The sequence below is a fragment of the Sulfitobacter sp. EhC04 genome (assembly GCF_001650875.1).
In the GTDB taxonomy this organism is placed as follows: domain Bacteria; phylum Pseudomonadota; class Alphaproteobacteria; order Rhodobacterales; family Rhodobacteraceae; genus Sulfitobacter.
Window position 1 is genome coordinate 1 of sequence record NZ_LXYI01000026.1, and the last position, 11,493, is coordinate 11,493.

The 11,493-nt window shown below is 52.0% G+C and carries 12 protein-coding genes and 1 pseudogene; 11 read left to right on the top strand and 2 right to left on the bottom strand.

Features of this window, described 5'->3' with window-relative positions:
• Nucleotides 1-355 precede the first annotated feature (355 nt).
• Nucleotides 356-499 (bottom strand): annotated as a pseudogene (locus tag A8B82_RS23590) (IS3 family transposase); the annotation flags it as partial.
• Between the two features lie 413 nt (nucleotides 500-912).
• Between A8B82_RS23590 and A8B82_RS12710 the strand changes: the two are divergent.
• The 11 genes from A8B82_RS12710 to A8B82_RS12755 are packed head-to-tail and all read left to right on the top strand — an operon-like array spanning nucleotide 913 to nucleotide 10,381.
• Entirely contained in the window at nucleotides 913-2,577 is a 1,665-nt protein-coding gene (locus A8B82_RS12710) for a PQQ-dependent dehydrogenase, methanol/ethanol family (RefSeq protein ID WP_067292945.1), read from the top strand.
• On the top strand, nucleotides 2,574-2,948 hold the full coding sequence (locus tag A8B82_RS23595) for a c-type cytochrome (protein ID WP_201120806.1): 375 nt from the start codon (nucleotides 2,574-2,576) through the stop codon (nucleotides 2,946-2,948). The genes A8B82_RS12710 and A8B82_RS23595 overlap by 4 nt, the downstream gene beginning before the upstream one ends.
• A gap of 7 nt (nucleotides 2,949-2,955) precedes the next feature.
• Nucleotides 2,956-3,912, top strand: a complete 957-nt coding sequence (locus tag A8B82_RS12715; protein WP_235604689.1) for a substrate-binding periplasmic protein — start codon at nucleotides 2,956-2,958, stop codon at nucleotides 3,910-3,912.
• Nucleotides 3,909-5,105 carry an ABC transporter substrate-binding protein gene (locus A8B82_RS12720; RefSeq protein ID WP_067292951.1) on the top strand — a complete coding sequence of 399 codons (1,197 nt, stop codon included), beginning with the start codon at nucleotides 3,909-3,911 and terminating at the stop codon, nucleotides 5,103-5,105. The genes A8B82_RS12715 and A8B82_RS12720 overlap by 4 nt, the downstream gene beginning before the upstream one ends.
• The gene (locus A8B82_RS12725; protein WP_067292953.1) at nucleotides 5,102-6,076 is read left to right on the top strand and encodes a PQQ-dependent catabolism-associated beta-propeller protein; all 975 of its coding nucleotides are present in this window, start codon (nucleotides 5,102-5,104) and stop codon (nucleotides 6,074-6,076) included. The genes A8B82_RS12720 and A8B82_RS12725 overlap by 4 nt, the downstream gene beginning before the upstream one ends.
• 31 nt (nucleotides 6,077-6,107) lie before the next feature.
• A complete protein-coding gene (locus A8B82_RS12730) occupies nucleotides 6,108-6,545 on the top strand; it encodes a hypothetical protein (RefSeq protein WP_067292964.1) in 438 nt (145 codons plus the stop codon).
• A gap of 17 nt (nucleotides 6,546-6,562) precedes the next feature.
• Nucleotides 6,563-7,531, top strand: a complete 969-nt coding sequence (locus tag A8B82_RS12735) for an ABC transporter substrate-binding protein (protein ID WP_067292967.1) — start codon at nucleotides 6,563-6,565, stop codon at nucleotides 7,529-7,531.
• A 6-nt stretch (nucleotides 7,532-7,537) separates the two neighbouring features.
• Complete coding sequence (locus tag A8B82_RS12740; RefSeq protein WP_067292956.1) at nucleotides 7,538-8,287, top strand: ABC transporter permease; 750 nt, start codon at nucleotides 7,538-7,540, stop codon at nucleotides 8,285-8,287.
• Nucleotides 8,233-8,883 carry an ABC transporter ATP-binding protein gene (locus A8B82_RS12745; protein ID WP_235604690.1) on the top strand — a complete coding sequence of 217 codons (651 nt, stop codon included), beginning with the start codon at nucleotides 8,233-8,235 and terminating at the stop codon, nucleotides 8,881-8,883. Before A8B82_RS12740 ends, A8B82_RS12745 begins: the two co-directional genes overlap by 55 nt.
• Nucleotides 8,880-9,605: an ABC transporter ATP-binding protein gene (locus A8B82_RS12750; protein WP_067292958.1), complete on the top strand. Its 726-nt coding sequence runs from the start codon at nucleotides 8,880-8,882 to the stop codon at nucleotides 9,603-9,605. The genes A8B82_RS12745 and A8B82_RS12750 overlap by 4 nt, the downstream gene beginning before the upstream one ends.
• On the top strand, nucleotides 9,605-10,381 hold the full coding sequence (locus A8B82_RS12755; RefSeq protein WP_067292973.1) for an ABC transporter permease: 777 nt from the start codon (nucleotides 9,605-9,607) through the stop codon (nucleotides 10,379-10,381). The genes A8B82_RS12750 and A8B82_RS12755 overlap by 1 nt, the downstream gene beginning before the upstream one ends.
• A 40-nt stretch (nucleotides 10,382-10,421) precedes the next feature.
• Here the strand turns inward: A8B82_RS12755 and A8B82_RS12760 are convergent, their stop codons facing one another.
• The gene (locus tag A8B82_RS12760; protein ID WP_082899294.1) at nucleotides 10,422-11,384 is read right to left on the bottom strand and encodes an AraC family transcriptional regulator; all 963 of its coding nucleotides are present in this window, start codon (nucleotides 11,382-11,384) and stop codon (nucleotides 10,422-10,424) included.
• Between the last annotated feature and the right edge of the window lie 109 nt (nucleotides 11,385-11,493).

Here is an 11,493-nt window from a genome sequence, read left to right on the forward strand (position 1 = left end):
AGGGCTACTTAGGGCGGCATGATCCCCAAGGCTTTTCCACTCCCCAGTGACAGTAGCAATGGAGCGGTTACTTTAAATGAGATATGCAAGTTGAATAAAGGCTGTCGTAATTCCAAGTTCCTCCGGACTGAGCGTCGTACTCATCAACCTTGGCTTTCAGGCGTGCTGCTTCCTTCGCCGTACCTGGGGTGCCATAGGCACTCGGGTTGAATTCGCGAACGCCTCGTAGAAAATCTGTCTTTGACTTGTGCGGCACGTATGGGCTTCCTTCTTAATTGAACGACTCATTTGCTCATTTGCTAGTCGGCTTGCCGAGATGAGGTCGCTCTGACGAGTGAGCAGAAGAAAATGTTACGCGACACAGCTCAGCGATGCTGTCCTCCCCGCGCAGGCCGTCCAGCACAATCCTGATCTTTTCTTCGGATGAATAATGCTTGCGCGTTGCGCGCTTGATATCTTTGACGATCTTCTCGCCAGGGCTTTTAGTTGTCTTTCTCATTGTCCACTCCTCGGTGGTTACGATGAGCCAAGAACACTCTCTTATCAAATCGGCCTATTTGGACCCATAGGCGCTGACGTCAGACAGATGCAGCCATAGTCTGGGTGTGTTCGAGTACGAGGCCATTGGTGATCAACTGTTTATCCCAGATCCTTGCACGATGACGGCCGCGCATAGAAATGCAATGCGCGTTGATTTGGGTATGCCATGAAAATTCTGGCGCAATCTGCAAAGACTTTGGCATCGATGTCCAAGACTTTCTTCAGTTCGGGTTGCACATTATAAGCGGGAGTTAGCCCCATGAGATTTGCGTTTTAAAAAAGGGTGGCGACTAAAATTTCCACAAAACGAAGCCGATCTCAAGGGCCGCCAAAACATTAGGATTTGCCAGAGGTATCTGGCTGGGAGGAAAAATGAAAACGACCTATTCAACGATCGCATTTGCGATCGCGCTTGCTGGCACCGCAACGGCGCAATCGGCTGACGATCTTATCAACGACATGGCTACGCCTGGCGACGTTTTGACCTATGGTATGGGTTACGGCCAACAACGGTATAGTCCGATTGACCAAATCACGGCAGAGAATGCCGGCGAACTCACGCCGCAGTGGGTTTATAGCATGAACGACGGTCGCGGGCAGGAGAGCTTTCCGCTGATTAAAGACGGCGTAATGTATGTCACGAACCACGCCGCAACGATGGCGCTTGATGCTCGCACTGGCCGACAGATTTGGAAGACGACCGTCGATTATCGGGCAGAAACGCCTCGCGTGGTGTGTTGTGGTATCGTGAACCGGGGCGCAGCTCTTTATGATGGTAAGCTGTACCGCACTACATTGGATGCAAATGTCCTGGCTATGGATGCTGAGACCGGTGAAGAGATCTGGAAGGTAAATTCCATCGATTTCAAAGAAGGCTATTCTTTCACGGTTGCCCCACTTGTTGCTGACGGCGTTGTCATTGTTGGTATCTCTGGCGGAGAATATGGCATTCGCGGCTACATCGAAGGTTATGATGCAATGACCGGCGATCGGTTGTGGCGCACATACACCATTCCCGCACCCGGAGAGCCTGGTTCAGAGACCTGGCCTGAGGGTGATGAATGGACCCGCGGCTCTGGCCCTGCTTGGTTGACAGGAACTTATGACCCAGAGCTGAATACGGTCTATTGGGGTGTTGGAAACGCCGGCCCTTGGAATGCAGGTATCCGCCCAGGTGACAACCTCTATACTTTGTCAGCATTGGCGCTTGATCCCAAGACCGGCACGATCAAATGGCACTATCAGTTCAATCCAAATGATCCGTTTGACTACGACGCTACAAATGAGCTGGTGATGGCGGAGTTGGATGGCCAGAAAGTTATCATGCAAGCCAGCCGCAACGGCTATTTTTACGTCCTTAACAGAGAAAATGGCAAATTGATCTCCGCTGATCCGTTTGTGGACAAGATAACATGGGCCGAGGGTATCGATCTGGAGACGGGGCGCCCGATTGACACCGAGCTATCTAAAAAAGCACGTGTTGGCGAAGAGGTGGAAATCTGGCCGTCGGTCTTCGGGGGTAAGAACTGGGCACCGATGTCATTCAACCCAGAAACCAATACGGCCTTCATCAATTCGATAAGTCATGGGATGAACTACAAGGCGGTTGAGCCTAACTATCGGGCAGGCACATTCTACTTTGGCGCTGAGTTTTCTTGGGTGCAGAACGAAGAATACGCCGGTAGCCTGCGCGCCTTTGATCCGCTGACGGGTGAAGTCAAGTGGTCAACAAAAGACCCATCCCCTCGTATGGCGGGGATCTTGTCGACGGGCGGCGATATTCTGTTCACGGGTTCTCAATTTGGTATGTTTGAGGTGTTCGCAACAGAGACTGGCGAGAAGCTGTATGAGTTCAATGTGGGGACCGGTATTATTGGTCAGCCTGTGACTTATGAATTGGACGGCCAGCAATTTGTCTCGCTTTCTGTTGGGAGCGGCGGTGCTTGGATACCTTTCACAGGTGATCCTAATCTTGCAAGTACTCCTGCAGGCGGGGCCGTATGGACCTTTGCGCTTCCCCAAGGAAAGAAACCATGAAGCAATACTCATGTGTTGTTGCAATGCTGGCGCTTTTCGGAGCGCCAGCATTCGCTGACGAAGAGAATCCTCTCTTTGCGGCTGGTGAAACAGCTTACAAATCGTTTTGCTCGCATTGTCATGGCTTGAAGATGGTGAACGCAGGGACAACGACCTACGATCTTCGGAAGTGGCCAACAGACAATCCGACTGGTTTTTATAACACTGTTCGGAACGGAAAAGGGGACATGCCCGCATGGGGTGATATCCTTCTTCCAGAAGAAATTGATGCTCTATGGGTCTATGTTGCCACCCGTGGTGGTACGCAATCATTTCCAGATGGCGCTGAAGTGCCGCAGGAAGTGGCTGGTCAAAGTGAAAAATCTGAGTAATATAAGCATGTTGCGGGAAATCACCGCGGCTGCGTTATTGATGGTGTCGCCCTTATGGGTAGCAGCTTCTAGCGCCGAAACCAATGATGACGTCCTGCGCGCTTGCCTGCCACGCAATGCGGGGGTTTTGGCCGGACGGCGCTTAACAGGCGGCAGCGGTTTCGATTTTCGGGTGGCTCAAGAAATAGCGACTTCCATGGGGAAAACTCTGGAACCCGTATGGTATGAAAATGAACTTGACGAGGAAAGCAATCCACTTAGCGAAACCTACGCGATGTTGGGTTTCGGCTTGTGCGATATTGTGCCGGGACATCCGCGGTTAGTCTCTGCAGTTGGAGTGCCAGATTATGAGCGCGCAGTTCTTCCTCGATGGTTGGGTATGCCACGCGAGATGTCTCTAGAAACTGGGATGCTGTCTCAACGATTGGTAGGATACGTTGATGTGTCGCCGATTGATGTCTCTGACGGCTACATGCGTACTCAGGTCGGCATGGTGTACCGCGAAGGAACGCCGGAACCGACAGGGCCGAGCGATCTGGCTGGTCGGCGCTTAGCTTTGCAGGAAAATACGCTTTCGGGAACGATCGCGATGCTTCGCACCAAGCCCGGTGAACGCGGCAACCTCGTTACGATGAGCCCCGGCACAGAATTTCTATGGAATGTTGAGAAAGAGGGGCTTGATCTAGCGATGGTAGATGTCTTGGCCTTCGATTCATACTTAAAGGCAAATCCATTTACGCAGCTTCGGCTTGCGGATTGGCGCCATTCCATCGGCTTGGATATCGGGATCGCCGTTCTTTCAGAGAATCCAGACCTGCCGCAGTTGAATGAGGCAATTTCAGAGCTGCTTGCGTTAGGGCGGTTCGTCGAATTGGCGCAAGAAGTAGGGCTAACCTATTTGGCACCGCAGGACACAGAACTTAGTAAAGGAATCACCATGCAAATGTTGATGGTTGCCGAATGACCCCGCGTCTGATCGCGGCATTAACGCTTTTCAGCCTATTGGCAGTGTCTGCCATGTCTGCTTCAGCGCTTGAGATAAAAATGGCGATGGTACGGGTCGACTACCCCGAGCTTCGGCCCATATCCCGTCTCGAAGAAAAAGCGCAAGATATCGGTTTTGCCGGCGCAGAGCTTGCCTTGCAAGATATCGCGACGACCGGACAGTTCATGGGCCATTCTTACGAGTTGGAAACAGACAGCGTTGCGAGCGAAGATCTGTTGACCCGGGTTGCAGAATTGAGGGCAGAGGGCTTTGGGATAATTGCCCTGTCAGCGCGCGCCGCCGAACTGATTGCTGCGGCGGATTCAGCCTCTGATCTGCTGTTTCTAAATATCGCAGCTACAGACACCCGCTTAAGATCGGCGGACTGTCGTGCCAATATGCTCCATATCACGCCCAGTGCGGCGATGCGTGCAGATGCGGTGGCGCAATTTTCTGCAGTTAAACAGTGGAAGCGTTGGTTTCTTGTATATGGGTCGAACCCTTCCGATATCACACTTGCGGATGAATATCGGCGTGCCGCACAAAAGTTCGGGCTGTCCATCACAGATGAGCGTGAAATCCTCGACACTGGTGGCGCACGCCGCGCAGATACTGGGCACGTGGCTGTTCAGCGCCAAATTCCGGTACTGGTGCAGAATCCGAAAGACCATGATGTGGTGATTGCCGCAGATGCCTCAGATGTTTTTGCGCCATATCTCCCATTTCACCTTTGGACCCCAAGACCGACAATGGGGGCGGCCGGTCTACGTCCTGTCAGCTTCAACCCAGCAACAGAATCTTGGGGCGGCATGCAGTTTCAATCGCGGTTCGACAAGCTTGCTGGCCGATATGTTACCGAAGCGGATTATGACGCCTGGCTTGCATTGCGCGCAATCGGAGAAGCCGTTGTGCGGACCGGCGTGAATGATCCAGCGGAGCTGCGGAGCTTCATGTTGAGCGAGGAGTTTGAGCTTGCAGCGTTCAAAGGGCAACCTGTGACGTTTCGAAATTGGAACGGTCAAATGCGACAGCCTGTCTTGCTTTATGACGGGCGGATCAATGCATCTGTGTCGCCGCAAGAAGGGTTTTTGCACCAATTTTCACCGCTCGACACTTTAGGCCTCGATCGTCCTGAAAGTGTCTGCGACTTATTTGAAAGAGATCAACGATGAAGTTCATTTGCGCGCTCGCGTTTGCGGCACTATCGTCAACTGCTCAGGCTGACCGCATTTTTGTAAGTAATGAACGTGGTAACACTGTGTCGGTTATTGATGGGACGACTTGGGAGGTTTTGACCGAGTTCGATGCTGGCCTGCGGCCACGCGGCATCATCGTTAGCCCTGATGGGAAAAAGCTCTATGTGTGCGCGTCTGACGACAACCTCGTGCGCGTCTTCGACACAGCCACTTATGAAGAGATTCACACGTTGCCTTCTGGTCCCGACCCAGAGCTTTTTGTTCTCGACCCAAGTGGGCAGCGGCTCTACGTCGCGAACGAGGATGACAACCTTGTCACCGTTGTCGACACCGAAACGCATGAAGTATTGGCAGAAGTGCCCGTTGGTGTCGAACCAGAGGGGATGGCCGTAAGTCCGGATGGCAAGTTCGTGGTAAACACCTCTGAGACCACCAATATGGCTCATTTCATCGACACTGAAACGAATGTTATCCGTTATAACGCTTTGGTCGACCAACGGCCACGCTACGCCGGCTATAGCCAGGACGGAAAACGGCTTTATGTGACCGCCGAAATCGGGGGTACGGTAACTGTTTTTGATATCGCAAGCGATGGATCACCAACGGAAGTTGGCAAAATTCGCTTTGACGTTCCGGGGGTGCAAACCGAATGGCTGCAACCCGTCGGTGGCTTGGTAACCAAAGACGGCAAATTGCTATTCGTTGCCCTCGGCCCATCAAACCGGGTTGCGGTTGTGAATACCGAGACACTTGAGGTCGAGAAATACATCCTCGTCGGAGAGCGTGTCTGGCAACTCGCTTTCACATCTGACGAAAAATACCTGCTGACAACAAATGGTAATAGCAACGACATCACTGTTATTGACGTAGCCCGCCAAGAGGCTCTGCGCTCTATTCAAGTGGGTCAACAACCTTGGGGCGTCGCTGTTGCCTACGGATTAAATTAAGGGAGAAATGAAAATGATGAAGTCAATGAATATGACGACAACACTGCTTGCGGCCTCTTTCGCACTCGTTGCGAATGTCGCGGTCGCGGAGCCGCTTTGTGATGATCTCGGATTCTCCGGCTTATTTGCGAACTGCAATCGTGGCGAAGAGATCGCACTCACGCTTGGATCAGGTAAAGCCTTGGGCGAAGACGTGGTTCTTGAATCCGGTGCATACTACGAAATGATGATTACATCTGATGGGACAGCGGAGCTCGCGCTACACGGTCCTGGCTTTTTTCGTGCAATTTGGATGGATGAGATCGTAATCAACGAGATCGAAGTGCGCCCCATGGCAATCGATAGTTTCGAGTTCGATGACGCTGGCACGTTGGAGCTGTCCTTCGTTGCAATCAAACCGGGACGTTATGTGTTGAAGGTGCCGGGGTCGCGTGGCGAATCCCAGAAAATCAATATCCAGATCCAATAGATTTGAGAATAGCCAAGATGTATCGCCTCCTGCTTACTTTCGCTTGCTTCATACTTCTCTCTCCCGCGGTGTTGCGGGCGGAAGAATTGCCTCAGCTCAAAGTCGCTGTTCTTAAGATCGGCACCGTCAATTGGGAACTTGATACCATCAAGCGTCTCGAACTGGACAAGGCAAATGGGTTCGAGCTTGTGGTGCAAGGCTATGCAGGGGGCGATGCAACCCGGATCGCGTTTCAAGGCGGCGAGGCCGATGTCGTTGTCGCGGATTGGATTTGGACAGCACGGCAACGTGCCGCCGGTAAAGGATATGCCACTTTTCCATATTCAACGGCCGTCGGCGGGCTTGTCGTTTCGGCCGATAGCAAGGTGCAAACTCTTGCTGACCTAAAGGGCGAAAAAATTGGTATCGCAGGCGGCCCCTTAGACAAGAGTTGGTTGATCCTCAGGGCCTATGCGCAGCAAAAATATGGTATTGATCTGGTCGCATCTACCGAACAGGTTTACGGCGCACCGCCACTCATTTTCAAATCTGGTTTGTCCGGTGAGATAGACGGTGCGATCAATTTTTGGCACTTCTTGGCGAAAATGAAATCCGCAGGCATGCGTCAGATCATTTCGGTTTCAGATGCTGCCGATGCTTTGGGACTGGACCCTGCAACCCCGCTTTTGGGCTACGTAATCAAGGATGTGTTTGTCGCAGAAAACCCTAACCTCGTGATGGGGTTTTATGCTGCGTCTCGTGCGGCAAAAGCCATTTTGGCGGAAGATGATGCCGCTTGGAACGACTTGCGAGCACGGATGAACGCGAGTTCCGATGCACAATTCTTTACACTGCGCGACGATTGGCGGGTAGGTATTCCACCAGAGGGGCCGGTTGACGAAGTCGCTGCGAACGCGATGTTGGCTGTCATGGCAACGCTTGGAGGCACGAAGCTTGTCGGTGACGCGACAACTTTGCCAGCCGGTACGTTCCTGACACTGGAATAGTTTTGTATGACATCCAAGCCGATCATATCTGTGATTTCACTCTTGCTTTTGATTGCTTTCTGGGCAGCACTTGCAATGGTTGTGGCGGATGCCGATACGTTGCCGCGCCCTGATCGACTCATAGCCCCTTTCTTTGACGAGCTGCGATCCGGAGATCTTTGGTTTCATTTATCGGCGACCTTGGTCAGGGTCGCTTGGGCGTTTGTTTTTGCGATGAGCCTTGGCACAGTCTTGGGATACGTCATGGGACGGTTCGCAAAAGTGAACCTATGGCTTGATCCTTGGTTGGTCCTGTTTCTAAACCTGCCAGCCCTTGTGTTGATTGTCTTGTGTTACCTCTGGGTCGGCTTGAACGAGATGGCGGCCATCTTGGCCGTTACACTGAACAAGGTTCCCAATGTAGCTGTTGTCATTCGCGAAGGTGTGCGCGCTCGGTCGCAAAGCCTCGATGATTTGGCGCAGGTCTACGAGTTGTCTTGGCGCAGCCGCCTTTGGGACATAGCAATTCCGCAACTCGCTCCCTACCTGATCGCAGCCGGCCGAGGAGGGCTTTCGATCATTTGGAAGATCGTGCTGGTCGTCGAGCTCTTAGGGCGCTCAAATGGTATCGGTTTTCAAATCCATCTCTATTTTCAGCTTTTCGATATCACTTTGGTTCTGGTCTACGCGTTGTCCTTTGTGGTTGTAATGTTGGTCTTTGAATGGCTGTTCTTGCAACCATTAGAACGCCGAATAAGTCGATGGAGATCCGTTTGATTTCAGTCGAAATTAAATCCAAACGCTTTGCGGATATGAAGGTTCTGGGACAGATTGATCTGCGTCTTGGCGCTGGCGATGTAACAGCGATTGTCGGCCCGTCCGGTATTGGGAAATCAACACTCCTGCGGATTATTGCGGGGCTTGATACAGAGTTTGATGGTCGCGTTGAACGGTCTGGTAGGCTAGGTCTGGTTTTCCAAGAACCAACCGTGCTGCCGTGGCGATCTGTGCGCAAGAATCTATCGCTGTTTCATCCTGGCAGTCCCAACTACGAGGTGGAAGTGATGTTGCAGCGGGTGGGTCTGATTGATCATGCCGCAAAATTCCCACATCAGCTTTCGCTTGGCCAACAACGAAGACTGTCACTTGCCCGCGCTTTTATGAGTGCGCCGCAAGTTCTTATTCTGGATGAGCCTTTCACATCTTTAGATCCTGATCTGCGGGACGATATGCTATCTCTGACAGAGACACTCCTGCGCGACGCACGTCCGGCAACAGTGCTCGTCACCCATGATCTTGAAGAGGCGCATCGACTGGCAACGCGTATATTGACGTTACAAGGGGACCCAGCGCGCCTGAGTGAGCGCGCATGACGGTTGCGCTCTCAGTCGAAAACGCCGGGTTTCGGTATCGCGATAAATGGGCGCTGCGAAACGTGTCTTTGACCGTCGAAGGGGGCACGTTTTGCGCCTTGCTTGGCCCCAATGGCGCAGGCAAGTCGACGCTGTTCTCATTGCTAACCCATCTTAACCGCCCCAGAGAGGGGGCAATTTACGTGCAAGGGTGCGATCTCGACAGCAAGCCGTTAGCCGTGCTTGCGCGCTTGGGGGTTGTGTTTCAGCAGCCTACACTTGATTTGGAAACAACAGTTCAGAACAATCTAACTTATTTCGCAGGGCTGCATGGGTTTCATGGCGCTGACGCACGTAAGCGTATTGGTCTCGCGCTTGAGCGTATGGACATGCAAGAACGGGCACATGAAAAAGTGCGTGATTTGAACGGTGGTCATCGCCGCCGTATGGAACTTGCGCGTGCCTTGATCCATGATCCAGATGTCTTGCTCTTGGACGAACCAACCGTAGGTCTTGACCATCAGGCGCGCCGGGACATTACTGATTATGCACACCAATTGGCTAAGGATGGTAAGGCCGTTTTATGGGCCACGCATCTGGTAGATGAGATCCTAGATGATGATCAGGTCGTCATCCTGCATCAAGGACGAGTGCTTGCAAATGGCTTGTCCAAGGCGATGGCGGATACGAAAAGCCTCGCAGATTTTTTTCTTGAATTGACGGCACGTCAGGGTGGTGAATGATGCAACATGCTATTGTCGCTCTTTCCGTCATTAGCGCGCGCGAGCTTCGCCGCTTCTTAACTCAACGTGGGCGTTTTTTATCAGCGCTCGTACGGCCACTTGTCTGGTTACTGATATTTGCCACCGGGTTTCGGGCGGCCCTGGGTGTGTCAATCATTCCGCCCTATCAAACTTACATCACTTATGAAGTCTATATCCTGCCAGGGCTGTGTGGAATGATCCTGTTGTTCAACGGAATGCAATCATCGCTTTCGCTTGTCTATGACCGTGAGGTTGGCCCGATGCGCCTCTTACTAACGGCGCCACTACCGCGTTGGTGGCTTCTGTTTTCGAAACTTGCCGCTGGCGTTTTGGTCGGTGTTTTCCAAGTTTATACGTTTCTTGGAATAGCAGCACTTTTTGGCGTTTCTCTTCCTGCGACAGGCTATCTATTCATATTGCCCGCGCTCGTCAGCGTCGGATTGATGTTGGGCGCGCTTGGTCTGCTGCTCTCTTCTGTCATTCGTCAGCTTGAGAACTTTGCAACTGTCATGAATTTTGTGATCTTTCCGCTCTTCTTTCTATCCAGTGCGCTTTATCCGCTGTGGCGTATGCGAGAAAGCTCAGAGTTGCTGTACTTCATTTGCGCGTTAAACCCCTTCAGTTATGCTGTCGAATTCATAAGGTTTTCTGCATATCTCACAGTTGCACCAATGGCGATCGCCGTTGTTGTGATCTCAGGTGCTGCTTTTTTTCTCATCGCCAACCGGCTTTATGCGGCGACACGACGAGGGTAATCCGCAATGGTTCTCCTCTAAATGTCTTAACAACGACACATCAGATGTTCTTCAAGTGCCTTTGTTTTCGACGCATCTCGCCCGGTGTCGTTTGATACCAAGCCCGAAAAGCGCGATGAAAGGCAGAGGGTTCTGCGTAACCTGCCGATTGTGCAATTTCGTCAATCGACGCGTCTGTGAACTTGAGCAGATATGCGGCCTTTGATCTGCGAATCTCGTCTTTGATGAGGCGTATTGCTTGGCCCTCGACGCGCAGCCTCCGGTGCAAGGTTGATTTTGACATACCAAGCTGGGCAGCTAACACTTTGGTACTAGGCATTTGAGATAACTCTTGCGCTTTGCATATGTCAAGGATTTGACGTTTGAGGCTGAGGACCGGGCGGTATCCGCGCAAGAAGGTTTCCGGTGTGCTTCGCAAAAACACTTTCAATTCTTTCTCACTCCTGCGTGTGGGCCGTTTGAGATATTTTGTGTCAAAAGATAGCGATGCATCGGGCGCGTCGAAGGTGACCGGTTTACCGAAGAAATCCCCATAGTCGTTATTGGCCGACGGCGCGCGGCATGGGAACTGGATATGCCTTAACGGAATGCGTTCGCGGACAAGCCAACAATTTAGCCCGTGCAGGATCAGAAAGAATGTTCGATAAGCAAAAGCTGATCGAAACCCGTTTGTTTCGTGTAGCTGGATTGTACATATCCCATCGTTGATATGTAGCTCACCATAGGGTTCACCAACAACAACCTTTAGAAATCGTAACGCCCGACGGAGCGCTATTTCAAAGGTGCGGGCACCACGCACAGCGTGCCCCATCAAGGTAAAGCTCCCCGGTGCCATTGGACGTTGACCAAGGCCAAAAAATTCGTCACCCATGCGTTTTGACACCTCAAGCCAAAAGGCTGCGAAACTCTCAGCGCTAAGATGATCGAGGTCGCTGTATGAGAGGTTGAGGTCGCTCATCAAGGACGAAATGTCGATGCGCGCCCGCAATCCACTTTCGAGCACCTCGTCAACAAAGATGTCGTAGTACCCTAATAAAAGAGAAATTACCGCTTCTGGCCTATTTTGGCGATTTCTGTGCCTCTATTTAGGATATGTCCACAGGTTTCGGCGA